The 25,881-nt window shown below is 48.5% G+C and carries 23 protein-coding genes and 1 tRNA gene; 15 read left to right on the top strand and 9 right to left on the bottom strand.

Annotated elements, in window-relative coordinates; translation table 11 throughout:
• Positions 1-43 precede the first annotated feature (43 nt).
• From F459_RS0110085 to F459_RS0110070, 4 genes are read left to right on the top strand one after another with little or no spacing between them, the layout of a single operon-like run.
• Positions 44-922, top strand: coding sequence for a carbohydrate ABC transporter permease (locus tag F459_RS0110085; protein WP_020612604.1), 879 nt, complete (start codon positions 44-46; stop codon positions 920-922).
• A gap of 2 nt (positions 923-924) precedes the next feature.
• Positions 925-1,755: a carbohydrate ABC transporter permease gene (locus tag F459_RS0110080; RefSeq protein ID WP_020612603.1), complete on the top strand. Its 831-nt coding sequence runs from the start codon at positions 925-927 to the stop codon at positions 1,753-1,755.
• 14 nt (positions 1,756-1,769) lie between these two features.
• On the top strand, positions 1,770-2,768 hold the full coding sequence (locus F459_RS0110075) for a Gfo/Idh/MocA family protein (protein ID WP_020612602.1): 999 nt from the start codon (positions 1,770-1,772) through the stop codon (positions 2,766-2,768).
• Positions 2,769-2,775: 7 nt separating this feature from the next.
• The gene (locus F459_RS0110070) at positions 2,776-3,426 is read left to right on the top strand and encodes a carbohydrate-binding family 9-like protein (protein ID WP_020612601.1); all 651 of its coding nucleotides are present in this window, start codon (positions 2,776-2,778) and stop codon (positions 3,424-3,426) included.
• Between the two features lie 63 nt (positions 3,427-3,489).
• Here F459_RS0110070 and arfB read toward each other — a convergent pair whose 3' ends face one another.
• A complete protein-coding gene (arfB, locus tag F459_RS0110065) occupies positions 3,490-3,903 on the bottom strand; it encodes an alternative ribosome rescue aminoacyl-tRNA hydrolase ArfB (RefSeq protein WP_020612600.1) in 414 nt (137 codons plus the stop codon).
• Positions 3,904-3,996: 93 nt separating this feature from the next.
• Here arfB and F459_RS0110060 point away from each other — a divergent pair, with 93 nt between their 5' ends.
• The 4 genes from F459_RS0110060 (at position 3,997) to folB (ending at position 7,445) form a co-directional block, all read left to right on the top strand.
• Positions 3,997-4,884: a leucine-rich repeat domain-containing protein gene (locus F459_RS0110060; RefSeq protein WP_020612599.1), complete on the top strand. Its 888-nt coding sequence runs from the start codon at positions 3,997-3,999 to the stop codon at positions 4,882-4,884.
• Between the two features lie 74 nt (positions 4,885-4,958).
• Positions 4,959-6,098: a calcium/sodium antiporter gene (locus F459_RS0110055; protein ID WP_020612598.1), complete on the top strand. Its 1,140-nt coding sequence runs from the start codon at positions 4,959-4,961 to the stop codon at positions 6,096-6,098.
• A 27-nt stretch (positions 6,099-6,125) separates the two neighbouring features.
• Positions 6,126-7,013 (top strand): alpha/beta hydrolase, encoded by an 888-nt coding sequence (locus tag F459_RS0110050; protein WP_020612597.1) that lies wholly within the window; start codon positions 6,126-6,128, stop codon positions 7,011-7,013.
• 54 nt (positions 7,014-7,067) lie between these two features.
• The gene (gene folB, locus F459_RS0110045; RefSeq protein WP_020612596.1) at positions 7,068-7,445 is read left to right on the top strand and encodes a dihydroneopterin aldolase; all 378 of its coding nucleotides are present in this window, start codon (positions 7,068-7,070) and stop codon (positions 7,443-7,445) included.
• On the opposite strand, the gene F459_RS0110040 is transcribed toward folB, so the two are convergent.
• From F459_RS0110040 to F459_RS0110005, 8 genes are all read right to left on the bottom strand, one after another.
• Entirely contained in the window at positions 7,446-8,609 is a 1,164-nt protein-coding gene (locus tag F459_RS0110040; protein WP_020612595.1) for an iron-containing alcohol dehydrogenase, read from the bottom strand. It abuts the gene before it with no gap.
• 74 nt (positions 8,610-8,683) lie between these two features.
• Positions 8,684-8,757: transfer RNA gene (locus F459_RS0110035), tRNA-Ala, on the bottom strand.
• Between the two features lie 16 nt (positions 8,758-8,773).
• Positions 8,774-10,108, bottom strand: a complete 1,335-nt coding sequence (locus F459_RS0110030; RefSeq protein WP_020612594.1) for an SPL family radical SAM protein — start codon at positions 10,106-10,108, stop codon at positions 8,774-8,776.
• Positions 10,105-10,821, bottom strand: coding sequence for a FadR/GntR family transcriptional regulator (locus F459_RS0110025; protein WP_020612593.1), 717 nt, complete (start codon positions 10,819-10,821; stop codon positions 10,105-10,107). The genes F459_RS0110030 and F459_RS0110025 overlap by 4 nt, the downstream gene beginning before the upstream one ends.
• A gap of 53 nt (positions 10,822-10,874) precedes the next feature.
• Positions 10,875-11,798, bottom strand: coding sequence for an MBL fold metallo-hydrolase (locus F459_RS0110020; RefSeq protein ID WP_020612592.1), 924 nt, complete (start codon positions 11,796-11,798; stop codon positions 10,875-10,877).
• Entirely contained in the window at positions 11,795-12,676 is an 882-nt protein-coding gene (locus F459_RS0110015) for an HDOD domain-containing protein (protein WP_020612591.1), read from the bottom strand. Before F459_RS0110015 ends, F459_RS0110020 begins: the two co-directional genes overlap by 4 nt.
• Positions 12,673-15,105: a tetratricopeptide repeat protein gene (locus tag F459_RS0110010; RefSeq protein ID WP_020612590.1), complete on the bottom strand. Its 2,433-nt coding sequence runs from the start codon at positions 15,103-15,105 to the stop codon at positions 12,673-12,675. Before F459_RS0110010 ends, F459_RS0110015 begins: the two co-directional genes overlap by 4 nt.
• Positions 15,106-15,107: 2 nt before the next feature.
• Entirely contained in the window at positions 15,108-16,646 is a 1,539-nt protein-coding gene (locus tag F459_RS0110005; RefSeq protein WP_020612589.1) for a LamG-like jellyroll fold domain-containing protein, read from the bottom strand.
• Between the two features lie 156 nt (positions 16,647-16,802).
• Between F459_RS0110005 and F459_RS0110000 the strand changes: the two genes are divergently transcribed.
• The 7 genes from F459_RS0110000 to mmsB all read left to right on the top strand — a co-directional run bounded on the left by F459_RS0110000 (position 16,803) and on the right by mmsB (position 25,852).
• Positions 16,803-17,786, top strand: coding sequence for a sugar ABC transporter substrate-binding protein (locus F459_RS0110000; RefSeq protein ID WP_020612588.1), 984 nt, complete (start codon positions 16,803-16,805; stop codon positions 17,784-17,786).
• Complete coding sequence (locus F459_RS0109995; RefSeq protein WP_020612587.1) at positions 17,783-19,264, top strand: sensor histidine kinase; 1,482 nt, start codon at positions 17,783-17,785, stop codon at positions 19,262-19,264. Before F459_RS0110000 ends, F459_RS0109995 begins: the two co-directional genes overlap by 4 nt.
• Positions 19,249-20,763 (top strand): response regulator, encoded by a 1,515-nt coding sequence (locus F459_RS0109990; protein ID WP_020612586.1) that lies wholly within the window; start codon positions 19,249-19,251, stop codon positions 20,761-20,763. Before F459_RS0109995 ends, F459_RS0109990 begins: the two co-directional genes overlap by 16 nt.
• Positions 20,750-21,805, top strand: a complete 1,056-nt coding sequence (locus tag F459_RS0109985) for a substrate-binding domain-containing protein (RefSeq protein WP_033301542.1) — start codon at positions 20,750-20,752, stop codon at positions 21,803-21,805. The genes F459_RS0109990 and F459_RS0109985 overlap by 14 nt, the downstream gene beginning before the upstream one ends.
• Positions 21,806-21,942: 137 nt before the next feature.
• Positions 21,943-23,040 (top strand): sugar ABC transporter substrate-binding protein, encoded by a 1,098-nt coding sequence (locus F459_RS0109980; RefSeq protein ID WP_020612584.1) that lies wholly within the window; start codon positions 21,943-21,945, stop codon positions 23,038-23,040.
• A 75-nt stretch (positions 23,041-23,115) separates the two neighbouring features.
• Entirely contained in the window at positions 23,116-24,639 is a 1,524-nt protein-coding gene (locus F459_RS0109975) for an ATP-binding cassette domain-containing protein (RefSeq protein WP_020612583.1), read from the top strand.
• 16 nt (positions 24,640-24,655) lie between these two features.
• Positions 24,656-25,852, top strand: coding sequence for a multiple monosaccharide ABC transporter permease (mmsB, locus tag F459_RS0109970; protein ID WP_020612582.1), 1,197 nt, complete (start codon positions 24,656-24,658; stop codon positions 25,850-25,852).
• Positions 25,853-25,881 lie beyond the last annotated feature (29 nt).

Genomic DNA, 25,881 nt, shown 5'->3' with positions numbered 1-25,881 from the left:
GCATCCTGTAGCCCTTACAGCACCAGGTTTAGAAGGAGCGTTCATGAGTGATTCCCGCATCTTTAATAAATTCCCAACGGGATTTCTTTTCCTTCTCATCATAGTCATTCTCGTTTTCTTAATTTATCCGATTTCGAAAACAGTTTTGATGAGCATACAGTATTGGTATCTTCCTAAAAAAGGACCGAATACAACTTTTGTCGGACTGAAGAATTTCTTCCATCTTTTTTCTGATAAAGCGTTTCTATCATCTTTGGGAAAAACATTTATTTATATTACTGTAACGGTATTTTTCCGATTTGTATTAGGCTATCTTGTTGCTTTTCTTTTAGATCTGAAATTTAAAGGAAGGGCACTTGCACGGGCATTAATAATAATTCCGTGGGCAATACCGGAAGTCGTTGCATGTCTAGTATGGATACTCATGTATGATCAGGAATTTGGAATTATCAATTATATCATAACAAATTTTCATATACTTCATGAAAATGTTCGATTTCTTGAGGATCCAGGAACGGCCCTGCCGGCGGCTATGGTTGTAAATATTTGGAAAGGATTTCCATTTGTTGCCATCATGATATTAGCAGGACTCCAAAGCATTCCCAAAGAACTGTATGAAGCGGCCACGGTAGACGGCGCTTCCGGATTTCAGAAATTCAGAAATATCACCGTTCCCATGTTAAAACCAGTTTCAAAGGTTGTATTTCTTTTATTGATTATCTGGACAATGAAGGATTTCGCTATTGCGTATCTTTTGGCGGAGGGGGGACCTTCTCGGGCAACCGAAATCTTAACCATATATGTGTATAAAACATCGTTTAAATATTTTGATTTTGGGGTTGCTGCGGCAGGAGGTTTTGTTCTCTTGTTATTCTCATTGCTTTTTACGGTATTTTATATGCGTGATTTGGAGAGTGCATAAGTATGAAAAGATCATTGATATATATAGGTGTCATAATAGTTCTCCTTTTCACTTTGTTTCCATTTATTTGGATGGTATCAACTTCTTTTAAACCGGCTGGAGAAGTCTATGCTTATCCGCCGAGGATTATACCGAACGAGCCTTCTGTTGCAGGATATAAGAATATTCTGTTTAGTAATGGCCAAAGTAATTTTAGCTTTCTCCGCTGGGCTTGGAATAGTTTTGTGGTTTCTTTACTGACTACAATTTTTTCGATGATCATCGCTCTTCCCGGTGGATATGCTTTGTCCCGTTATTCTTTTAAAGGCAAACAGACTATTGGCTATATCATCCTTATTTCTCAGGTTCTGCCGGGGTCGGTTATGATTATTCCCTTTTATTTCTTAATGGGAAAATTACATCTTTTGAATACTTTGTTTGGGCTTGCTCTTGCGTATATCACCTTTGCCGTGCCTTTTTGTACATGGATGATAAAAGGATTTTTTAATGCTATTCCGAGTACTCTTGATGAATCAGCCATCGTTGAGGGCTGCAATATGTTTCAGGTTTTTTCCCGGGTTATTTTGCCTTTAACCATCCCGGGAATTGCGGTGACATCTGTATTTTCATTTATCACTGGCTGGAATGAATACATCTTTGCCAGTGTTTTCATGAAATCGTATAGCAAATGGACCCTTTCTTTGGGGATTTCCAGTTTCCAAGGCCAGTATACTACGGACTGGTCAACTATTATGGCAGGGTCTGTTTTTATCGCTTTGCCGATTGTGTTCCTTTTTCTTGTACTACAAAAATACCTCATCAGCGGTATGACGGCTGGCGCCGTAAAGCAATAACAAAGGAGATCGATATGATTCATTTTGGAATTATCGGAGCGGGAATTAGAGGATCTATGTATGCCGATACACTCTCGCAAAACTCTTATGCTGAATTAACAGCAATCTGCGATGCCGATCAGAGAAAACTTGGGAAATTCGGTCAGCAGGGAATAAGGACGTACGACGATTATAAAAAGATGTTTGATGATGCAAACCTCAATGCCGTTATTATTGCAACACCCGACTTCCTCCATCTCGAACCCGCTCTCTGTGCGGCTGAGGCCGGTTGTCATATTTTGGTAGAAAAACCTCTGGCAACCACTAGTGAGGATGCTTCTTTAATAGCAAAAACCATAACGGAACATGACGTACTCTGTATGGTTGCTTTTGAGAACCGGTGGAATGCCCCTTTCGTTGCAGTGAAAAATGAAATTGCTTTGGGTAACCTTGGTAAGGTCGTTTCGATTAATTTTACACTGAATGACACTATTTTTGTGCCCACGGAGATGTTACCTTGGGCGAAGCTCTCATCTCCCGGCTGGTTTTTATTTCCCCATGCCATTGACCTGGTGTGCTGGCTGACCGGCGATCAAATCAAACGCATTTACGGTTGGGCTGGAGAGGGGGTTCTTAAAACAATGGGGATTGAAACCTATGATTCTATGAAGGCACTTTTGGAATTTAATTCAGGTTTTGCTGCAAGTTTCAACAGCACATGGACACTACAAAATACACTGCCACTTGTGTATGATTTAAAAGTAGAGATTATCGGATCTAAAAATAGTTATTACATCGACCTGCAGGATCAAATGGTCAGGCAGTATGGAGGAGAATATAAGAATCTTCATACCCTTGGATATTCGGTAGATGGCAGGATGCTGGGAGCTCCGAGCCTCATGTTATTTGATTTTATAGACCATATTCGAAAAGGGAAAAAACCTGAATCCGACCATATCCATGGTGAATACATAACAAAAATAATTGATGCAATTCATGTTTCTGCTAAAGATCACAAAATAATTGAGGTATAGAAATATAATGGGAAGAAACAGTGTTTTCAAATACTTAGATTTCTCTGGATGCAATAGGAATTTCGATGAAATTGATGCATATATGAATGAAAATATCCTGCCTGAACCTATTTGTATTGCGTCTTGGAAGGAGTATTCTTATAAGCCTGAGGTAACGGTCGGGACAGGGTGGAGTGATAATGACCTCTATCTGAAATTTACCGTTCGCGAAAGGACGACCAGGGCGAAATTCCGGATGGCGAATGATCCCGTTCATTTGGATAGTTGTATTGAATTTTTCATTGATCCTGGCAACGGCAGCTATTTTAATATAGAAATGAATTCAATCGGGACTGTCTATTTAGGATACGGGACGTGTAGAGCGGACAGTAGGCCGATGGCAGAAGCAACAACTATAACATCCCTGTCTTCTATAGGAAGGGAGCCCTTTGAAGAAAAGCACATAAAAGAATGGACCATCACGGTCGATATCCCTTTGAAACTTTTTCAGGGTACACCGTTACATGAACCAGGAGGAAAAGCGTTTAGGGCCAACTTCTATAAATGTGGGGACGAATTGAAAGATCCACACTTTCTTAGTATGTTCAAAATTGAAAGTGCTCATCCCGATTTCCATAGGCCTGAATCCTTTGGAACAGTTGTGTTTGAACAACCATAATCAAGGCTTCCCTGCTACCCTTCCGGAGGTTAGGGCTCTGTCGGAAGGGCACTGAAGCCGAGCCTATTCCTCCGCAGGAGGCCGACGAAGCTGCTTTTTTCGGGAGGAAGCGCGCTTTTTTTCCAAACGCCGCTGTCGTGATGCCTTTGTCGGCCGGGTGGGATGCCTTGGCCGGGGCGGAACAATGGCGGCGGATATGATTCTTGCAGCCCGGCCTATGGCTTCTTTCCTGTTTGCCTCTTGGCTTCTCGACCCACTACTTTCTATGATAAGTTCGTCGTCACCGGTGATTCGCTTACCAAGTTTGCTTCTGAGACGGGCAAGCTGGCTTTCGGAAAGGCCAAGTTTTTCCAGGGGAATACGCAACAGGACCTTTGTATTGACCTTGTTGACATTTTGGCCTCCCGGTCCGGAGGACCTTGCAAATTGTTGACTTGCCACCGCACGAATCAGATCGGCAAGAATTCCATTTTCCATGAAAAAAGGGTATCATGCTTAGACCTATGGCTCAATATTTCTGACATATATATTCTATAAGGCAGTACCCTTTGCCGTCTTTCGGGAGTGTTTATGGCTGACCCTGTATCACCGATAGCAACATTGAAGGAATCCGTTGAAAAACAATTGACGAGTGCTCGGCTTCAGGAGCTTACACGGCTGGTCATCGAAGCCCACCGCGGTGGGGATGTCGCGCTTTTGCGAGCCTATGCCGAGCGGGCGGGGTTTGGGCCGGAAGTGGTTTCTGCTCCGGCAAGGACCCTTTTTTATCGGATTGTGGCTATGGTACATCCTGACAAGCTCCCTCATCTATGTGAAGATTTTCGATCTGCCATAGAACGGGAGGATGTGCAGGCCCTGGAAAAATTATCTTCTCTTCTTGCTTTTCGTCGAAGCGCCTCGGTGCCGAAACGGCGTGTCGATTTCGATATCCGGGATTACAGAGAGGAGCATATATGGGATGACGGCATATGGGGATGTGTCGATGATGCCGATGTTGAGAGCCGATGGGAAGATGCTGAGGGACTCTCTTTTCTGGATGCCGTAAAGTTTGATTCGGTGGGGAATCTCGATATTGAGATCTCTCCTTTTGAGTTTTCCCATCTCGATGGTCCTCTCGATGTTTCCCATTACGGCCTTTATGATCTGGACGGTTTTGAATTCTGTACCAACATCTCTGCCCTTGATGCTTCTTGGAACAATCTCACATCGGTTGGGGAACTCGGCTCTTCAGACCATTTGGTGGAACTCTATCTTGCAGGCAATAGTATATGTGATATTACACCGCTTGCAGGAATTTCTTCCCTTGAGATTATCGATCTTGAAGACAACGAGATTGAGGATATCGCGCCTCTTCTTGAGCTATCTGCCTTGCGATTCGTAAATCTTCGAGGCAACCCCATAGAGGAGCGTCATCTCGTCGATGATCTTATTCAAGCCGGGGTGGTTGTAGTTCTTTAGCTCCTGTTGACCTTGAGATCGGTGAAGCATACTCTATATAAAGAGTCGTAACTGAATGCTTAATGGAGATCATCATGCTGCTATCTCTTGGAATGATTCTTATAGGCTTTATCTTGCTTACCTACGGTGCTGATCTTTTGGTAAAAGGGGCAGGACGACTTGCTCTTTTAGTTGGTATTTCTCCGCTGGTAGTCGGTTTGACAGTGGTCGCTTTCGGTACGAGTGCACCGGAGGCTGCGGTAAGCCTTAAATCTGCTTTGATCGGTAAGGTGGGGATCACAGTCGGTAATGTGGTCGGAAGCAATATCTTCAATACTTTTGTTGTTCTCGGTGTTGCATCGTTAATTGCACCCCTTGTGGTACACGCTCAGGTGATCCGTAAGGAGGTTCCCCTACTGGTCGGAGCCTCTTTTTTGCTTCTGGTGCTCTCCCTTGACGGTGTGATCTCCCGATGGGACGGTGTACTTCTTTTTGTTTTGATTGTTGCATACACCTGGTGGTCGATCCATTCGAGTCGAAGAGAATCTTCCGATGTTTCTGACGAATATGGTCAGCGATTCGGAGAAGAACATGATCATTCTATTCCTGATGAGGTACCTGGTCTCAAACAAACCGGTCCGAAAGCCGTGTTTGTGAATCTGTTTCTTCTCTGTATCGGCGTCGGGATGCTTATTTTCGGAAGTAATGTGCTTGTTAATGGTGCGGTCGCTATCGCGGAGCTCTTTGGAGTCAGCGATCTTATTATCGGCCTTACCATCGTTTCGATAGGGACCAGCCTCCCCGAACTTGCCACCAGTATCATGGCCGGTATTAGGGGAGAGCGGGATATTGCTGTAGGTAATGCCGTCGGCAGCAGTCTTTTCAATATCCTTGCCGTTTTGGGATTATCTGGCCTTGCGTCTCCTTCGGGGGTACCTGTTGCTTCTTCCACGTTGCATGTGGACCTGCCTGTTATGATTTTTTCCGCTCTGGCCTGTCTCCCCGTTTTTCTTACAAGTCACAAGATCAGCCGCGGTGAAGGTGTCGCTTTTGTTCTCTACTATTGTATCTACATCGCATATCTTATCCTCGATGCGGCGGCAAGCCCCCATCTTTTCCTGTTTATTCGACTTGTGTTATACATAGTGGTTCCGTTAACGGTGATCTTTGCCGCATATTTGTTGATTAAAGGAATCAGACAACACAGGCGAGGTGAGTATACCCTTAAACGGTGAACACAAATTTGGGCAAGCGGGGATTTGATGAAGAAAATGCGGCAGAGTGTCGACAGCAAGCGGGCTGAGCGGTTTTTCAGAGCCATCGGTACGAAACGTCTTATGCCCCTAACCAACGCGTTCATGAACTTTATCGATGCAAAACCTTCCAAGCGGATGAGAAAGGATTTTGACGTCTCCTGTGAGACCAGGATGGGGAGCGATGTCTGGACCATCGCACCAAAGCAGCGGAGCAGGAGTATCCATATCATCTATTTTCATGGTGGATCCTATATTATGGGATTCCACCGTCTTCATTGGCATCTTATCGGTAACTTGGCCCGCAGCCTCGGAGTTAGCGTTACTGCACCGGATTATCCCCTGGCTCCAAGGTCGACGGTGAAGGATGTTTTCGATTTGATTCTACCTCTCTATCGCGATATTTCCGCCCGATATGAGCATATTATCCTGATGGGGGATTCTGCAGGAGGGGGGCTTTCCCTTGCTCTGGCCCAGAAGGCCAGAGATGAAGGGCTTCGTGCCCCTTGCCGCCTCATTTTATTTGCGCCATGGGTGGATGTCACCATGACAAATCCCGACATTGCCGAGCTGGATTCCCGCGACCCCTGTCTTAACCGATCCGGCCTTAAGTCGGCCGGGCTCTCCTATGCGGGAAGCACTGATCCGGCCCATTTCCTCGTAAGCCCCCTTTACGGAGATTTGAAGTCTCTTCCCCCAATTACCATCTTTGTCGGAACCAACGATATGCTCCTTGCCGACTGCCGTCGTCTGCGCCAAAAAGGGATGGAAGTCGGGAGTAATGTCGAGCTTCATGAGATCGAAGGCCTGGTACATCCCGGCATCATGCTTCCCCTTCCCGAATCGCAAGCCGTGCTCCAGGAGGTTGCTCATCTTGTACAGACATCTACATCTTGAACCTTTAGACCGAAATCTCTATGATGCGATGATCATCTTCACGGAGGTCGGTTTATGCGAAAAGAGGATATTCTGCTTGTTGAAGGAATGCGTTTCTGGGGGACTCACGGCTATTTCCCCGAAGAAAATAAGTTGGGGCAGGAGTTTATTGTAGATATTGAAGCGTTGATCGATATGACCGATATGTGCGAACAGGATGAATTTGTATGGGAGATTAGCTATGTGGCCCTTTTTAAGGCTGCCAAAAGGGTTGTCGAAAATGAGGAACACAAATTGATTCAGCGGATTGCCTATCGCATTATCGAAGAGGTTTTTACCGATACCCCTGCATCCAGGGTGAAAGTGACGGTAAAAAAGCCGGCTGCGCCCATCGGCGGCATTTTCAACCACACCGGTTGTGTCATCGAACGCGGCCGCGAAGAGATGCAGTAGCTACTTCTGATTCATAAGAGTCTTCAGAAGGCAGAGGTAGTCGCTCTTTTCCATCGGCCTGGGGTTGTCCCTGTTGCTTCCGTTTTGCATCGCGTGTTCCGCAAGCTCGTCCAGATCCTCAGGCCGGACCCCAAGAGAACGAAATTCGGGAAGTCCGATTTCCTTTGCCAGCTGCTGTACCCGCCTGACAGCGATTTCTGCTCCTTCCTGTTCCGTGGAAAAGTGAAAACCCATGGCTTTTGCCACACGTGCGTAACGTTCAGCAGCAAAAGCGAGATTGTACTCCATCACAACGGGAAGGGCGATTGCGTTGCAAACTCCATGTGGGGCATCGTACTTACCGCCTAAGGCCTCCGCAATACAGTGAACGGACGCAACATCCGAATGGCTGAAAGCAATTCCCGCCAGAAGACTTCCCATCATCATGGCCTCTCTGGCCTGAGCATTCTCCCCTTCGAAGACCGCCTGTTTGAGATTGCTGTTGATAAGTTCAATAGCATAAAGGGCAGCCGCGTCGGATAAGGGAGTTGCAACCTTGGCGGTAAAGGCCTCGATAGCGTGGGTAAGTGCATCCAGTCCCGTTGCTGCGGTGAGTCCGGCAGGCATGGAGTGGGTATATGCAGGATCGATAAAGGCTATCTTCGGGGCGATGGCGGGAGACTTTATGGTGAACTTGAATCGTTCCCGGCTGTCCGTGATGACTGAACTGAAGGTCACTTCGCTTCCTGTTCCTGCCGTGGTGGGAATGGTATACAGCGGCAAGGTCGGCTTTACTATCAGATTCCGATCTTCATACGTACGAGCCGCTCCTCCGTGGCTTGCAACGACGCCGACAGCCTTGGCGCAATCAATGGGGCTCCCGCCTCCGAGGGCAACCAAGGCTTCGACATGCAAATCGGTGGCAAGCCGTGCCGCTTCTTCCACGTTGTGATCCTTGGGGTTGGCCTCGACACCGTCAAACAGGTGTACCTCAATTCCTCCATTTTTGAGCTGGTTGATGATTTCCTGACAGAAAGGCTGGCGGCGAATGGCCGTATCGGTGATCAGCATAACCCTTCTGACCGAGGTTTCTTTGAGCACTACTGGCAGCTCGTGAATGATTCCTTTACCGTAGCGAATTTCTGTCGGAAGGATGAAGTGAAATGTGTTGACGGAAAAGTTCAAGACGTGCCCCCATTGTAATTCGATAGAAAAAAACCGGCCGCGCAAGGCTCACCGGTTTTCTGGGTACAGGATAATGGAGCTGATGGGAGTCGAACCCACGACCTGTTGATTGCGAACCAACCGCTCTATCCAGCTGAGCTACAGCCCCCTGTAATGCGAAGAAATTATACCATTTTGGAAGCTTTTTTCAAGTAGGCGATCGAATCCATTTTCTTGCGATAGGATTGCTTCATATCCCTTTCAAAGGCCTCATTGTCCGAATAGCTACGGCCGAAAACCGGCTCCCATAAGTCGATTTCCTCCATACAGAGGTAGAAGAAGACACCGCTCTTCCATGCTCCTGAAAAGCTGTTGTAGGCATAGGAAAAAAGCTCACGTTTTATCTCAAAGGGATAACTTTGTTTTCCCTCTGCATCGCTAAGAGGCATCTGCAAAATTTTACTTCGCAGCTTTCGACGCCGAAGTTGTCGAATGACGGGGCGAATGAAGGTCAGGGTCCCGAAGCTTATGGTGACCACCTCTTCCGGTAAGAAAAGCTCCTGCACCTGTCTGAAAAGTTCACCGTATTCTTGTTTCCAACGGTCGTAATGGACGATGGGATGAAAATGAAATCCGACGGCTATTCCTTTATCAGCACATCGTCGGGCAGCGGCAAGTCTGTCATCCAGAGATGATGTCAGGTGTTCTTCCGCATCGATGATGGTTTGTGGATTAAGGGACCATGTTGCAAGAATGTTCGAAGGAAGCTGGTGCCCTTCCAGCCAGGATGTATTGGCCGATTTTGTTTTCAGTTCGAGAATGATTTCGGGATTTCGCTCTGCAAAGCCACTTAGCTTTTCCAGTAGCCCGTTTCTGTTACCCCACATAAGGGAGTCGGATGATTGTCCGGTTCCGATATGACGCAGCCTCGTTTCTCCGCTTTTCCGTTCGGCGATAAATCGTCGTTCCAGTTCTTCAAGCTTTTCGTCGAGGTTGTCGACAAAATAGACCCGGCCCTGATCATAGAATGATTGAATACTGCAATAGGAACAGGCAAAACCGCACTGTTTTACCACATCGAGGGTCTCGAGATTGCAGCAGCGTGTCCGCTCGCTTGCAACCGGGCAGGTGCCGAGGATCTCACCCTGGTGCGGAGCGTCTATCGGTATGCTTTTTCCTCCCAGATCCGATGAAGCAGGAGGAGAGAAGGTGTCGTAGCTTTTAGGCCCTTTCCGTAAGCGCTCCCATACTTCTTCCGCTCCCTCAATCAGCTTTCTTCTTAGTGGTTTTCCCGATAGCTTTGGATAGTTGCGGGCAATGAGATCGGGGTTCCATAGAGAGGAGAGCTCCCCCTCATTCCACATTTCCACATCGGATGCAAAGTCGATGAGCTGTTTTATCTCCTGAAAGGTAAAACGATATCGTACCCATACCGATTTCAGAAAACGACGTTCTTCATGGGAAAGGGAACAATATTGTTCAGTTTCGGGAAAGATATGTGCCGACGGAGGTGCTTTCACGGAAGCAGCAGCTCCTCCTGGCGTAATTCCGAGGCCTGTGCAAGAAGCCCACCCTGAGAATCGCTACGCAACAGCTCCCGTATTCGTTCTCGTGCCGTATATGAGTTTACCGACCCGAGCAGCGTAAGGAAGAGGTCCGAAAAGCGCTCTTCACCCTCGTCGGCGATTCGGGAAGGGGTCAGTTTCAGAAGTGCTGGCCCGATGAGGCCCATGACCCTGTTTCCGCTCAGCAGAAAAATGAGAGAAACAACGTTACGGTAGGCGACTGTAAGCTTAGCCCCCTCAGTCCCCTTGAGCCGAAGGGTTTGATACGCTGTGATGGCCTTTGCCACCTCATCAAGGGATTTTTCGTTTTCTTGTGCGATCAACATTCCACAGGCTTCGGGAAGCAGATATCTGATTACACCCTCCACATCGGCTGTGGCGGCTCCCCTCTTTTTTAGGGCATTCAGCAAAACCTCTGCGAAGGCTTCGTTTGCATCGGGGGTGACAAACATGCCTTTGCCCTGGATGATCTCGATCATACCCCGTGCTTCGAGAATCCGTGTGGCGTCCCGTATGACGGCCCTGCTGACACCAAACTGATCGGCCAATTCCGGCTCCGGTGGGATGGCGCTTCCTTCCGGATAATCCCCCTGAAAAATCGCTTCTCGAATGGACGCAGCTATTTCATGAGAAAGGTTTCGTTTGCGGTGCACGCTTTTAAACGCCAACTACATCTCCTTATCTTTCCAATTATATCCCGCAGAAAACTTATCGCAAGTAATTAAATCGAATAGAGGGAACCTTCCCGTGCGATTTCGATAATGAGTTCGCTTTTCCCTGTAATTTTCGATCGGTATTCGTCCACTATCGTTTCCAATTGATCATCGCTTCTGTTCGGATCGTGATGGAAAAGCAGCAGTTTCTTCACGCCTGCCTTGTGTGCAGCATTGATGGCATATTCGAAGGTGGAGTGTCCCCAGCCGACCTTACCGTTTTTGTACTCCTCGAGGGTGTACTGGGAGTCATGAATAAGGAGGTCGGCCCCCTGGAAAAAGCGAAGAATCTTCTCATTTTCTTCCCGTGCAGCCAAGGCTCCCTCTTCTGCCGCGGCAGAGTCGTAATTGGGATCCTCCGGATCCTCGGGGAATACGTTACGAAAAGGTTCGGTATCATAGGCAGTACAAAAGACCTTTCCCTTATACTCAAAGCGATATCCAAGGCAAAGAATCGGATGATTGAGGTACTTGGTGGTGAGCCAGAGCCCGTCTCCGAGTTCCATGCTGCGTTCTTTCAGCGGATGATAGGTGATCTTTGCGGCCAATTCACTATGCTTTACCGGAAAGTAACGATATCGAAGCTGATCGCCGACGATTCGATCCAGCCCCTCGTCTTCGTATGTGACGGGACCGTAGATTTCCAGCTCACTTCCCGGAATGAAAATGGGGGTGAAAAAGGGAAAGCCCATGATGTGGTCCCAATGGGTGTGGCTGAGAAAGATCTTTGTTCTAATCGGCCCTTTGGGAAGGTCGTTTTTCATAAGATAATCACCAAGCTGACGGATACCGCTACCCGCATCGATAATGAAAAGGCGTTCGTCATCGCCGACTCTCAGTTCGATACAGGCGGTATTGCCTCCGTACCGGACCGTTGTTGGGCCGGGGCAAGGGATGGAACCGCGAACCCCCCACAAACGAACCTTCATCATGCTTCACCTCCCAATTTGAGGAATATCCTCGCCCTCTCGATTTCCTCGTTCACTACCTCTTCGATCTCCTCGAGCCAGTCGAAGCTGACGCCTATTTCGTCAAAAAGCTCAAGAGCTAGCTTCTCCGGGTAGCGGTCGCCGGAGAAGCCTATCTCCAGGAAGTTCGCAAGGTAGTTGGCGGCGGCTATGGTCAGCACCATCTCCCGGTGCTTCCCCTCATACGCTGAGGGTGTGTGATGGTAGATAATGGCGTCGCTGATCTCCTGGCCGAGATTCCAGGTCTTTGCAATAAGTTGTCCGGCTTCACAGTGATGTATCGCCATTGCCCGCTTTTCCGCCTTATAAAGGGGCATTGTTTCCCGATCCGCGGTACTCATTGCAAGAAAATACTGATCCGACAGACGATTGTTCAAGGGAATCTTTCCAATATCATGAAGCAAGCCCGCGACGAAAAATTCTTCTATCTTTCTCGGATCGACCTTCCTTTTTTTCGCTATCTGTTTGGCGGTAACGCCGACACAGAGGCTGTGGCGCCAGAATCCATCCATGTTGAGAGCCTGGAAATGCTCTTTGCCGCCTAGGTTTCCCAGAATGGCCGTAGAGAGGGCAAGATTCTTTACGGTGTTGATGCCGAGCATGATGATCGCCCGAACAAGGCTGGTGATTCGTTGATTAAGACCGTAATAAGCGGAATTAATAAGCTTCATGACCCTACCCATGAGAACCGGATCAATGCTGATGACTCGGTTTAAATCGGCGGGGCTTGCATTCGGATCATTGCTGATCTCCATGACCTTTGCAACACTTGTCGGAAGACTCGGCATTTTATTAATGTACAGCGCGACGATTCTTAGATTTTTTTCTCGATCCTCACTCATTCAGACTCTCCGTCGATTTGTCTCAGTATGGCTCCAATACGCTGTTTTAGGGATATTTTTACCTCTTCTGCCGGTAAATAGGAAGCCAATTCATCAAAGAAGGCGAAGCTGTCCTTCACCTTGGCCTTACGAAGAGGTTCGGCCGGAAGCGGTTCCGGCTTTATCACTGCGGTCGGCCCGGAAAGGCGTTTTATTAATCCTTCCTTTCCTTTCAGTTTAGCCCGTAGTGATTCCATTCTCAGCGGCATATCGCTTTCTTCAAAATTTTCCCGGAGTTCCTCCGGCAGATATTGGGCCAAGCCTTCAAGGTATGCAAGTAAATCTGCCGATTCTTCTGCGGCATTCTCCGAAATCGGTTCTTCTTTTTCTTTCTTGTGTGAAGCGCTTGTCTCCACCGGTTTTAGTTCTTCGATAGGTTCTTCCGTTGCATTGCCTTTCTGATGTGCTTTACGTAGCGGTTTTCCAGTATATATGACCGGAGTGTTCAGCTGAGTCATGAGCGACTGTTTGGGATCCTGCGTAGTTTCTGATGGTTGAGGTGATGGGCCTGGAGTTGTGGGGGCAGGAGGTGCTCCATACCGTTCCGTTCCACCGGGAGACGGCACCTGTTGAGGCTCATCCTGGATGGACTTCACTTCTCTGAGGGGTTCCGGTGGTTCATCCTTCTCATCTTGTTCATCAGGGATGAAAATATCCTCTTCAAGCTCACGAAGATCAAGCTCTTCTTCCTCTTCATCAATGGCAATAACCGGTTCAATGCCGCCGATATCGATGATTGATGCTTCATCCTGACCGAAATCGGGAATGGTTTCATCAATGAGGCTTTCAGTCTCCTCCTCCGTTTCCTTTTCGGCCTCCCGTTCTTGGTGCTCTTCCTTTGCCAGGGCCATAAGATGCTGTTTCCACTCTTTCTCCCGTTCTTCGGCATACTCTTCGGTCATCTTGTCATAGAGATCGAGACTTTCCTCCAGTTCCTCAATCTCTATATCGTCCCCAAGCCCCTCTTTCGTGTGAACAAGTTCCTTTGCGAAACGGACGGCCTCGGCCTGATTGCCCATCATGCGATTCACATTGACCAGCCCTGTAAGAATTCGCTGGTCGAGAGAATTCTTTGCATAGAGTTCCTGGTACATCTCCAACGCTTCTGTATAGAGGTTCTTCTGAATAAGTAGTTCAGCAAGTAAAAGTGATCCTTCGTGGGAATTCCCCTTTGCCTCAAGATAGCGCCCAACCGCTCCCATTGCTTGCTCGACCTCACCACCGTCTTTTGCCATGTATGCAAGATGAAGCCATGCTTCGATGGCCGGGGGATCTTTTTTTAGGGCGAGCTTGAAATGTTGTTCGGCAAGTTCCTTTTTGCCTTGTTGCCTTCTTATTCTTCCCATCAGACAGTGGGCTTCACCGTTGTCCGGGTCGTTTTTCAGCAAAGGAGCAAGGATCACCCCAGCCTTGTGGACCTTCCCTGCATCGATATATGCCTGGACAAAACGGAGTTGGAGGGCAACATCGTCGGGAAACTCGGCGGCCAGCGCCTGGATTGATTTTAATGCTTCTTCGGGGCTTTCGGTTTCCCGCTTCAGGGAACTCAGGTTCAAGGCCGCTTTCCCGTAGCCTGCATTCAGGCTAAGGGCCTTCCGGTAGCAGCGTTCGGCCTCCTCCGCCTTTCCCTGTTCTGCGAGAACAGTTCCGAGGTTATTGTTTCCCTTTACGCTGCCGGGAGCGATCCTCACCAGGTCCCGAAACGTCCGTTCGGCTTCTTCGAGTTTGCCTGCTTTTTGAAGGGCCACTCCAAGATTGTTGATTCCCGAAGGCCATCCTGGGCGGCTCTTCAAACTGCGCCTGTATTCCCGAATGGCCGCCTCGTAGTCTCCCTGGCTCTCCAGGGAGATGCCCAAATTGTAACGAAGGGTAGGATGGTTTGTATCGTACTGAAGTCCCTCTTCGTATGTTGTAATGGCTCTGTCCGTGTGGCCCTGGCTTTCGTAGATGGTTCCCAGATTGTTATAAGCAAAACTGAATGAGGGATTCAGAGAAATGGCATTACGGTAGTACCGGATTGCTTCATCGTAGATTCTCTTGCTTTTGAGGCAGTTTGCGATGTTGTACTGAACATCGGCCCTCTGAGGACCTGCTTCGTATGCACGCTTGAGGTACGTTAAGGCACTGTCCATATCACCGGTACTTCGTAGAGCAACCCCAAGGTTATTCAATGCCTCCACATTATCCGGGGCAAAAGAGAGAATGCGCTCGAAGGTTCCCGCAGCCTCTGCAAAACGCCCGCGCTTCATGGCTATTGTTCCCGAAAGGATCAACACGCTGAGATTGTCCGGATAAAGGCTTTCAAGCTGGTCGGTATATTGCTTTGCTGTTTCGTAATCATGGAGGCTGAGGGCATCACGTGCCAGCTCGTAAAGTTCCCGGGGCGTCACTGTTATGGTCTTCCTTGCGTGTTGTTTTGTGTTGGACGTCCGTACACTTCCCGGCTTAAGGGGCCGGGTCTCTGGGGATCGTCGTTATCGAAGGCTGCGATTCTAAAAAAATAGAGGGTTCCGTTTTCCAGGCCCGTGAGTGTTATACTGGTATTTTCCCCTACATTAATGGGGCTGATACCCTCATGTGCGGAACTACCCCGATAATCATCCGGGGCCGTTCCGTACAAAAGGAGATAGCCGGAGAGATCGTGTGCGGATACGGCATTCCAGCTTATTGTCAGAGATCCGTCTTCCGGAACAACATTGATGAGTGAGGGGGGGACTGGTGGAGGGTCTTGTTCATACAAGATGTGTACTTCCGAAAGCATTGGACTTTTGCTTCCCGTACTGTCGGGAAAGAATTCAAAGCGAAGTTGAAGAAAACGTCCCTTGCTTTCTACCGGGAATGGCATACCCGGAACAAATGGTTTCCATGCCCCTTCAAGTTCTTCATAATCGCTTTTCGTATCACTTTGTCGGTAGAAGTATCCTATCCTGCTCATCCCTTCGATGCTGCTGTCTGCTTCGATGGATACCACCCTGGCGTGTTTACCGCCCAAATCGATGGGAATGGTCTCTGCCGTTCCACGTTTCAGCGGATAGGGTTTTAGATGTGATTTTTCAATAAGGGACTTGCTGATCCTCAGTTCATCGAGAAAGCCGGTATAACCCGTTCCCAGGCGTAAAGGCTCGGCTTCCGGACCGCCTATGTAGGGAAGAAATACCGATGATCCCTCCTGCCCTGTAGCCGTTATGTAGCGAATTGCCTCATCCTTGCCATCGACTTGATAAAGGAGCATTCCCGTTTTTGCGTTAAAACAGAGGCTGTGGTGGTGCCATTGTTCCGGTACCAGAGGTGTTCTTCCCTCGATCTCTATAGAAAGCGGACCATTTCCCGGAGGAAGAAAGATGTTGTCAAAGCGCCATGTGAGGCTCCTGCCGGAGACATACACCTGGATCTCCTGGGCCGCTATTTCCTTTTCGATCTGACGGCTGCTCTGCCACAGCAGTATCGTTTCTCCCTGTTCAAGGTATTGGGGCCTGAGCCAGAACTCTATGGTAAAGTCGCTCCAAAGAGTATCAGGGTACAGGAGTGAAGAGGCTTCAGGCACCAACGCTATCTCATTTTCCGTCTTGCGGAATAGTGCCGCTCCCGGCCCGAATTTTCGTTCTGTCCGGGGATAATGGGCCCCGTCTTCCATAAGACGATAGTAGCCGCCGTTTACCTCGTTTTTTCTATCGAAATGAAGGAGTAGGTCGGTATTTGTATCCGGCCTATAAGAATCTTCGTCGAGCATCAGAACCTGTTGAGATTTCTCTTCAAAGCTAATCCGGTTGCCACCGATAACTGTTTCCCCACTGTCCGAAGGGACCCTCAGTGTCGTACCTGATAAAAGGTGTAAGGAAGCCCACCCTGCGGAACGGCCTATCAATACTTCCGAGGCGATAAGGGGGAAGGGGAGGGTAGCCCATACTGCGGTGAGAAATACTATTCTCACTATTTGGTTCAATAGAACGTCTCTTGTTTTCACAGCTTTGTATCTATTATCGACGCTTTTTGCCGGAAGTAAAACCCTCTCTTCGAGTCCTCCGCTCTCCTAATGTATGATATAATGCCGCTGAACTAATAATCCTGACTATTTTGGACTAATGTTATGAATCGTTTTGCAAGGTTGCCGATGGCATTATTCGGTTTCCTGTTTCTTACGTTTTTTGTCCTCTCGCTCCACACGATCGTCGATCTTGCACGAATTACCAGCGACGAAAGTGCAGGTGAAAGTGCTCAGTATCACTTTGCTCTTTTTCTGCCCGAGGAGTCCTACAGCTTTTTTCATCAGGTGGCCCAGGGGGCCCGAACCGCTGCTACGGAATATAACTGTGCACTTTCCTTTCACCCTGTCGGCTATGGCTCTCCCGACCTCGCGATGGCCCATTTTTCAGGAATCGACGGAGCGGTAATCTATCCGAGTATTGAGGAGCAACAGGTGCGGACGATCCTTGAGCAGCTGAGTGCCAACAATATTTCAGTGGTTCTCGTCGAACATACCATTTCCGATGATGCCCCATGGCCCTTTGTCGGCACGAATAATTTTGATATCGGACGAAAGATCGGGGAATTGATAGCGTTGCAAAGCAGCGATCCTCTTCAGATAGCAGTTGTCTACAGTGAAAAATCTCCCGGTATCTATGCGGAAAAGGATCTTGTCGGTTTGGGAATTACCTCCGCTCTCGGCAAGAGGCTGGAGTCTCCCCCTATTGCAAAAATGACCAATCTGAATCCCCTGGATGCGGAGGCTCTGACCTATCGGATGCTTCGTAGTGAACCGGGGATTACCACCATCGTATTTACCGACGCCAGGGATACACTTGCGGCGACGCAGGTACTTATCGATATGAACCTTGTCGGAACGGTTCAACTGATCGGTTTTGGGGCAGAAGAGACCATCCTCGACTATGTGGAGAAGGGCATTCTTGCAGGAACCGTTGTGACGAATCCCCGAAGCATCGGATATCACGCAATCGAGGTATTGTTCGAGCTGAAGAGAAACGGACACTCTGCCGGCTATGTCGATACGGGTGTCACCATCGTCACGCAAAGCGAGGTGAGTGCCTTTCGGAAAGTGGAGGAGGGAAAATGAAACGTTCTCTCCGGATGCAACTCTTTCTCAATATCATTCTGGGCCTTGTTACCATTGTTTTTTCCATGTCGTATGTCTTTTTCAGCGCCATGGAACTTCAGGAAATTGTCGACACCCAATTTCGTAAAGAGCAGTTTTATCAGAAATTGCAGCTGGAAATTTCCCGAATCAGAACCCCTATTCTCTCCTATCTTTCTAGCCGTTCTTCCAAGGCATTGGCTGAACTCCTTATCAGGGAACAGACACTGCGCCAGATGATACCAAAGGAAATCCCGGTGACGACGGATGCATATCAGCTTGCCGAACGGGAAATTTTCTTTATGCTGAGAAACTATCTTGACCTTGTGGAAGAATCCATCGCCTTTAAGCGGGGAAGGTCCATCGGCGAGTATACACGTAAATATGAAGAGATGAAAAATCTGAATGCCTACCTGACGACGAGGATCGATACCATTAGCCTTTCCGGAATACGGAAGCAGTTGGCTGTTTACGAGTCGGTTATCGATGTCTCGCGGGAATTACAGCTGCGGAACCTTCTGATGATTGTCTTTTCCTTTCTCTTTTCTTTAACCTGGATGCTCTTTTCCATCAACAAGGTTACCGATCCGATGCACCGCCTTGCCCAGATGGCCGGGGAACTGTCGGCCGGGAACTTCGAGATCGAGGATATTCATATCTCTGCCGTAAGCGAAGTAGAGGCGGTAGTCGAGGCCTTTAATGATATGAAGAATGATATTCGGCACAATATTGCCGAAATTCAGCGTCAGAAAAGTATAGAACAGGGATACATGAACGAAAAGCTGCGAAATTTGAAGATGGAACAGCTGCTCAAGCGTATGGAGCTCTATACCATGCAGGCTCAGATGAATCCCCATTTTCTTTTTAACACGATCAATACCGGTGTTCAGCTTGCTATTGTGGAAGATGCCGAAAAGACTGCCGAATTTATGGAACATCTGGCAACCTTCTTCCGCCATAACATTCGCGAGCGTAAGTTGATCGTTCCGCTTCGGCATGAAATTGAAGGACTGCGTTCCTATTTTTACATTCTCAAGATCCGATTTCCGAAAACCCTTGACTGCAGGCTTGATGTCCCGGAACCTCTCCTCGATTCCTGTTCGGTCCCAGCCCTGATTCTGCAACCTCTCGTAGAGAATTCGGTTATACACGCCTTTAAAGGGGTTCATCGAAAGGGGAGCATTTCGGTGAAGGTATGGAAAGAGGGAAAGATGATTATGCTGTCGGTCCGTGATGATGGAATCGGTATCGCAAAGGAGATGATGGATTCTCTTCTCAAACGTTATTCCTGGGATCAGGAACATACTTCCAAGGTGATGGGACTGGAGAATGTCATTCAGCGACTCTATTTCTTCTATCCCGATAATCCGGATATTGTCACCATACAGTCGGGGCCTGATCGTGGAACAGAGGTCGTCATATCCATCGACATGGAGGAGGAACCGTGTATAAAGTTCTGATCGTCGATGATGAGGAACCGGTTCTCAATAGCTTTTCGTATATGGTCGAACATCTTGCAGATGGTTTTACCGTATCGGGAAAGGCTCATTCGGGATTCGAAGCCATCTCTTCGGCACACCAGAATCATCCCGATTTGGTATTCATGGATATCGGCATGCCGGGCATCGACGGTCTGGAGACCATAAAGGAGCTACAGCGGAGCTATCCCGGCATGTTGTTTGTGCTTTCTACCGCGTACGAGCGTTTTGATCTTGCAAAAAAGGCAATTCCCCTCGGAGTTTTTGATTACCTTGTTAAACCGATCTCCCGGAAAAAATTTCTTGATACCCTGGAGCAGGCCCGCCGTCATCTTGACCTGGAACGGGAACGTAATGCCCTCAGGCTGGACAATGTAAAAGGAAGTATGAACTCCAGGGTTTGGGAAGAGAAAAATTTTCTCTTGCTGGCGACCTGGAAGGGGCTGCACCGCAAGGAGTGGGATCGATATCGGCAACTTTTTTCCATCGATAGCGATCTCGCTTCGATGTACCTCATCAAACTTACCGGGGTGGAGGTGAAAGAGCGCAGCCGTTTGCACGAGGAGATCGTGAGGCAAATATCCCTCAAATATCAACAGCTTTCCACCGACTATCTGGGAAAGCTACTGGTTTTTCTTCCCGGTGATCTGGAGACCGAGCGACTTCTTTCCGTTCTCGACACCATTGTAAAGCGTTCGGTTCCCCAAGAAGTACGAGTCACCACCGGCTTGGGAAATCCCCACCCCTTCGATTCTTTCTTTCGTTCTTGCGGTGAGGCCTTACAGTATGTATCGGAAGATGATGAAGAGCAGGGGGTCGGTGAGGATTGGGAGGTGGTCTTCGAACTTCGAAGGCAAATTTCCAGGGCTCATGGTTTGGATGATGTTTATCCTTCTTTTTTCCGATATAGCGAAAATGTATTTCGTTCCTCTCCTTTCCATGTTGCCAAAGCTCGTATGGTTGCCTTTTTTACCCTCCTGCTTGATGACCTTGTCCGTTCTCTCGGGGGAGACCAACCGCCGGCGTTTCCCTTTGAACCGGCCAGAGATATCATGGCTCTATCGACAAAGGAGGAATGGGATGCCTGGGCGGGACGAGCGCTTCGAGCTGTAATTGAAGCTGAGAATCCCTGCCGGGAACGGCAGCTTCCGTCTGTTCTTGCCCGAGCGGTCTATTATATTCAGGGAAACTACGAGAAACCCCTACAGCTTTCCGATGTCGCTTCCTTTTGCAGCGTGTCCCCAAGCTATCTCAGCCGCCTCTTTTCGGAGCATCTCGAAGCCTCGTTTATCGACTATCTTACTTCTGTTCGGATGCGTGTCGCTGAGGAACTTTTGCTGGAAAACAGACTACCCATCAAAGAAATAGCCTATGCGGTGGGGTATCAGGATCCCAACTACTTCAGTCGGATTTTTCGGAAACAGAAAGGGATCCCCCCCACCAGCTTTCTTCAGGAGCAAAAAGATGATGAAGAACGTTAGATTTCAATCAGTTTGTATGTTTGCCATCCTCATTCTCTTATCATCCTGCTGGGGAGGGCGGGAGAAAGAGAGCGGGAAAAAAGATGATGGCAAGGTAACCATCGGCTTTTCCATTGCTACTGATACCTTCATCATCGAACGGTGGAATAAGGACATCAAAATTTTTACGACAGCGGCAAAAAACCTTGGAGCAGAAGTGATACTTCAACTCTCGGCCGGCGGTGCAAAGGCCCAGATAGATCAAATTCACTATTTGCTTGAAAAGGATATCGATATCCTGGTGGTTCTCGCCCACGATACCTCTTTGCTGGCGGGGGCCATTAAGGAAGTGCGAGATCGTCGTATCCCGGTGTTGGCCTACGATCGCCTGATCATGGGGGTACCGGTGAACGCCTATATCTCTTTCGACAACCGCGAGGTCGGGCGTCTTTTCGGAAAGGCTTTGACGGCAAAGGTACCTCGGGGAAACTATCTGATTGTCAACGGCTCGATACGGGATAACAACAGCTATGAAGTGAATGACGGGCTGCATGAGATTATCGATCCCTATATCGAGGCGGGGCAGATCAACATCGTCGATGAGCTGTGGCTTGAACAGTGGAGTGGCGACGAAGCCGCGGTCAGGGTCCGAGAGGTGCTTGAGCGGACTACCGATATCGATGCCATCTCGGCTGGAAATGATCAGATTGCAAATGCCGCGATACAGCTTCTTGCCGAACGTCGCATGGCCGGAGATGTGGCTGTAGTGGGCCAGGATGCGGATCTCCTCTCGTGCCAACGGGTTGTCGAGGGGCTACAGCTCATGACCGTCTACAAACCGATCGAGAAACTGGCGAGCAGGGCGGCAGCTCTTTCCGTTGAACTGGCGAAAGGCGAGATGCCCGATCCCGATCGAATGATCGAGAACGACAGCGGGGTCAAAATCCCTTTTTTCGTTGAGATGCCGCGGGCTGTTTTTAAGGAAAATATGGATGAAACGGTGATTCGGGACGGTTTTCACTCGGTTGAAGATGTCTATCGCGACCAACAAGGAGAATTTTGACCACAAAATTATCCTATTATGTTGTTTTCATAGTGATACAGGTAAAATATCTGAAGTAGTCGACAAATTTCTCCTGTGTGCAGATGTTCATATCCCCTCCATACTGAAGAAAACCATTCATGTTCGGAGGAGTTTAAATGAAAAGAATTGTTGCTGGTGTTGCTGTCCTTCTGGTGGCTGCTGTAACCATGTTTACATCCTGCAGTTCCAAAGAGAAGCTGGATATCGGTCTTGCCATGCCGGAGACCCATGTTGAACGGTGGCAGAAAGATGGTGCCGCACTTCTTGAGGATGCTACCGCCAAGGGGTACACCGCAGAGGTTGCCTACGGCGATGCCGACCAAAGCAAGCAGAATCAACAAATCGAGGATTTTATCACCAAGGGTGCAAAACTTCTCATCGTCGGGTCGGTCAACGAGGGTGTTGTTTCGGTTATCGAAGATGCTGGAAAGGAAGACATCATCACCATCGCATATGACCGCCTTATTACCGGTTCCGATGACTACGACTACTACATCACCTTTGATAACTTCAAGGTTGGTCAGTTTCAGGGCGCTGCCATCGAAAAGGCTCTTGGCCTTGGGAGTGTCAGCAGTGATAATCCGAAATACATCACCCTTTTTGCCGGGTCTCCCACCGACAACAACGCAAACTTCTTTTTCGACGGTGCTATGTCGGTTCTTCGCCCCTACGTAGAAAAGGGCTCTCTTGAAATCGTCGGACCTGCTCCCCTTTCATCTTCCGATGCCGATTTTACCAGAATTGCTACCGAAAACTGGAGGCCCGATCTTGCCAAGGCCAGGATGGAGAATCTCCTCAACAACGATGCCAAAGGTGTGGTACTTGATGCCGTTCTTGCCCCCAACGATACCCTCGCCAGGGCCATCATCGAAGCGCTTTCGACCGATGCCAAGTACAACACGGTGGACAAGCTTCCTGTTGTAACCGGTCAGGATGGAGAGATAGCCTCCATTCAGTATATTCGGGATGGAAAACAGTACATGACCGTATTTAAAGATACCAGAAACCTTGCAACCGCCGCCATCGAGCTGGCCGATGCTCTTCTGAAAGGTGAGACCCCCAACATCAAGGGCGCCCGTCTTGATGAAGAGACCTACGATACCGGCAAAAAGATTGTAAAATCTTACCTTCTTGAGCCGGTCAATGTTACCAAGGACAACTATCAGGAAATCATGATCGACAGCGGTTACTATTCCGCAAGCGATCTCGATTAACAGTCGAATAGGTCATGACAACGGTACCCTTGGGGGTACCGTTGTCGTGCGTATGACGGGTAACAGGGTAACGGTGTGAGCGAATATATACTCGAAGTGCAAAATGTTACAAAGGACTTTCCCGGAGTCAGGGCCCTCGACCAGGTGAGCTTCAACGTCCGAAAGGGAGAGATCCACTGCCTCTGCGGAGAAAATGGAGCCGGTAAGTCGACCCTGATGGGGGTGGTCAGCGGGGTATACCCCAAGGGTGACTACGAAGGAACGGTTTTCATGCATGGGAAGGAAACCTCGTTCCGAAGTATCCGCGACAGTGAAAAGGCGGGGCTTACCATAGTCCACCAGGAGTTGTCTCTCAGTCCTTATCTTTCAATCTATGAAAATATCTTCTTAGGTCATGCAAAAACCAAAATGGGGATCGTTGATTGGAACCAGATGCTTGTCGAATCGGCCCCCCTTTTGAAAAAAGTCGGTTTGACAGAAAAACCTGAAACCATCGTAAGCAAGATGGGAGTAGGGAAACAGCAACTAGTTGAAATCGCACGGGCCCTTTCCAAGCGGACCGAATTGCTGATTCTCGACGAGCCGACCTCCTCTCTCAACGACGACGAAAGTGAAAAACTCTTGGAATTGATCCTTGAGCTGAAAAAGAGTGGCCTTACCTGTATCATGATCAGCCATAAGCTCGATGAGGTCCTGAAAATTGCCGATTCAATAACCGTTCTTCGCGATGGGAAATCGATCCGCAGCTACGACACCAGGCAGGAAAAAGTCGATAAAGCGATGATTATAAAAGATATGGTTGGACGGGATATGACCCATCTGTATCCCCCAAAGACGCCCAATATTGGGGATGTGGTGTTCGAGGTGAAAAACTGGACGGTCTATCATCCTGAATACCACACTCTGAAGGTTGTGGATAACGCTTCATTTTTTCTGCGCAAGGGAGAAATCCTTGCCTTTTGCGGACCTATGGGTGCAGGCCGGACCGAATTGATGATGAGCATTTTCGGAAAATCCTACGGCTCTTCCTGCGAGGGGGAGCTTTTTATCAACGGCGAGTCTCACTCTTTCGCCTCTCCCCATGAGGCCATACGGCATGGACTCGGTTATGTTTCCGAAGATCGAAAGGATCTTGGGCTTATCCTGATTCAGGATGTTAAGACAAATATTTCCAACTCAAGCCTGGATAAACTTTCAAAGCTTGGCATCGTCAATAACTTTGAAGAGATCCATGCCGCCGAGCGTTATCGTAAATCGCTTAATATAAAGACCCCGACCATCATGCAGCTCGTTCGGAACCTAAGCGGAGGAAACCAGCAGAAGGTCGTACTCAGTCGCTGTCTGCTTGCCGATCCGGAAATTTTTGTTGTGGATGAGCCGACCCGTGGCATCGATGTAGGCGCCAAATATGAGATTTACACGATCCTAAATACCCTGGCGAGCCAGGGCAAAAGCGTCATCATGGTGTCCTCCGAAATGCCGGAGGCAATCGGAATGGCGGACCGGATCTATGTAATGAACGAGGGAAAGATAAAGGGGGTACTCGACCGGAGCGAGGCGACTCAGGAAAAGATTATGCATATGGCACTTGAAAACTGATTTCAGGAGTAAATAGATGGCGAAAGCAACAAACGGCAGCGGGCAAGTGACGTTCCTGCAGCTTGCAAAGGAGAATATCAGAAACTACTCGATGTTTATCATGCTCGGGTTGATTTTTGTAGTATTTTCCATTCTTACCGGGGGCGTGAACTTTACCTCGCGGAATATCACCAACATATTCATTCAGAACAGCTACATCCTCATCCTTGCGGTGGGCATGGTGCTGGTCATCATCATCGGAAATATAGATCTTTCGGTCGGATCGCTTTGTGCCTTTATCGGCGCTATCAGCGCAATGATCTATAATGCCGGAATCCCCATCATTCCTACCATCTTTCTTACTATTGTAGTGGGCCTTGTGGCAGGGGTTTGGCAGGGTTTTTGGGTGGCCTATGTCAGGATCCCTGCTTTTATCGTGACCCTGGCCGGCATGCTTCTGTTCCGAGGGCTTACCTACATCATCACCAATGTGACCCCGATCAGTTTGCGGGACGACGGCTTTAAGCGTATCACATCCGGTTCGATTACCATTGAATCACTTAATATCGGAGGACTCCATACCCTTGCTCTGATTGTCGGGGCGGTTTTGATTATCCTTTTCCTCTTTAGCAGTTTTCATGCAAGAAAGGCAAAGCTGCGACGGGGATTTGATGTTCTTCCCATGCGTTACTTTGCCTTGAAGCAGGCCTTCATCATCGCCATGATCGGTCTTCTCTCTTATAAATTTGCCGATTACCGGGGAATTCCCATGATTGCCGTGGTGCTTGGTATTGTCATTGCCGTCTTCGTTTTTATCACGAAAAACACCGTAATCGGACGATATATCTATGCAGTCGGTGGTAACGCTCGTTCGGCAAAGCTTTCGGGCATCAACTCGGAACAAGTTACTTTCGTTGTCCATGTTATCATGGGCGGCCTTACCGGTCTTTCCGGATTGGTTTTTACCGGATACATGAACTCGGCGCTGCCTCAGGCCGGTAATCTCTTTGAGCTTGATGCCATTGCATCCTGCTTTATCGGTGGTGCTTCCGCTACCGGCGGTATCGGAACCATCATCGGCGCCATTACCGGTGGTCTGGTTATGGGTGTCATCAACAACGGTATGTCTCTTATGAATATCGGGGCCGATTGGCAGTATGTCGTGAAGGCTTTGGTTCTCTTGCTTGCCGTCTTCTACGATATCTATACGAGAAGAAAGTCCGGTTTGGGTTGATCATAGGCTCCCGTCGGAAGTATCTTTTC

Source organism: Sediminispirochaeta bajacaliforniensis DSM 16054, assembly GCF_000378205.1.
Taxonomy (GTDB): Bacteria; Spirochaetota; Spirochaetia; order DSM-16054; family Sediminispirochaetaceae; genus Sediminispirochaeta; species Sediminispirochaeta bajacaliforniensis.
The sequence above is the reverse complement of the archived record's forward strand: the minus strand, read 5'-3'. Positions and strand labels throughout refer to the sequence as shown.

What these genes read in the sequence shown, in the direction of transcription:
- F459_RS0110085 (WP_020612604.1), top strand. Translation starts at nt 44, where the DNA reads ATGAGTGATTCCCGCATCTTTAATAAATTCCCAACGGGATTTCTTTTC.
- F459_RS0110080 (WP_020612603.1), top strand. Translation starts at nt 925, where the DNA reads ATGAAAAGATCATTGATATATATAGGTGTCATAATAGTTCTCCTTTTC.
- F459_RS0110075 (WP_020612602.1), top strand. Translation starts at nt 1,770, where the DNA reads ATGATTCATTTTGGAATTATCGGAGCGGGAATTAGAGGATCTATGTAT.
- F459_RS0110070 (WP_020612601.1), top strand. Translation starts at nt 2,776, where the DNA reads ATGGGAAGAAACAGTGTTTTCAAATACTTAGATTTCTCTGGATGCAAT.
- arfB (WP_020612600.1), bottom strand. Translation starts at nt 3,903, where the DNA reads ATGGAAAATGGAATTCTTGCCGATCTGATTCGTGCGGTGGCAAGTCAA.
- F459_RS0110060 (WP_020612599.1), top strand. Translation starts at nt 3,997, where the DNA reads ATGGCTGACCCTGTATCACCGATAGCAACATTGAAGGAATCCGTTGAA.
- F459_RS0110055 (WP_020612598.1), top strand. Translation starts at nt 4,959, where the DNA reads ATGCTGCTATCTCTTGGAATGATTCTTATAGGCTTTATCTTGCTTACC.
- F459_RS0110050 (WP_020612597.1), top strand. Translation starts at nt 6,126, where the DNA reads ATGAAGAAAATGCGGCAGAGTGTCGACAGCAAGCGGGCTGAGCGGTTT.
- folB (WP_020612596.1), top strand. Translation starts at nt 7,068, where the DNA reads ATGCGAAAAGAGGATATTCTGCTTGTTGAAGGAATGCGTTTCTGGGGG.
- F459_RS0110020 (WP_020612592.1), bottom strand. Translation starts at nt 11,798, where the DNA reads ATGATGAAGGTTCGTTTGTGGGGGGTTCGCGGTTCCATCCCTTGCCCC.
- F459_RS0110015 (WP_020612591.1), bottom strand. Translation starts at nt 12,676, where the DNA reads ATGAGTGAGGATCGAGAAAAAAATCTAAGAATCGTCGCGCTGTACATT.
- F459_RS0110000 (WP_020612588.1), top strand. Translation starts at nt 16,803, where the DNA reads ATGAATCGTTTTGCAAGGTTGCCGATGGCATTATTCGGTTTCCTGTTT.
- F459_RS0109995 (WP_020612587.1), top strand. Translation starts at nt 17,783, where the DNA reads ATGAAACGTTCTCTCCGGATGCAACTCTTTCTCAATATCATTCTGGGC.
- F459_RS0109985 (WP_033301542.1), top strand. Translation starts at nt 20,750, where the DNA reads ATGAAGAACGTTAGATTTCAATCAGTTTGTATGTTTGCCATCCTCATT.
- F459_RS0109980 (WP_020612584.1), top strand. Translation starts at nt 21,943, where the DNA reads ATGAAAAGAATTGTTGCTGGTGTTGCTGTCCTTCTGGTGGCTGCTGTA.
- mmsB (WP_020612582.1), top strand. Translation starts at nt 24,656, where the DNA reads ATGGCGAAAGCAACAAACGGCAGCGGGCAAGTGACGTTCCTGCAGCTT.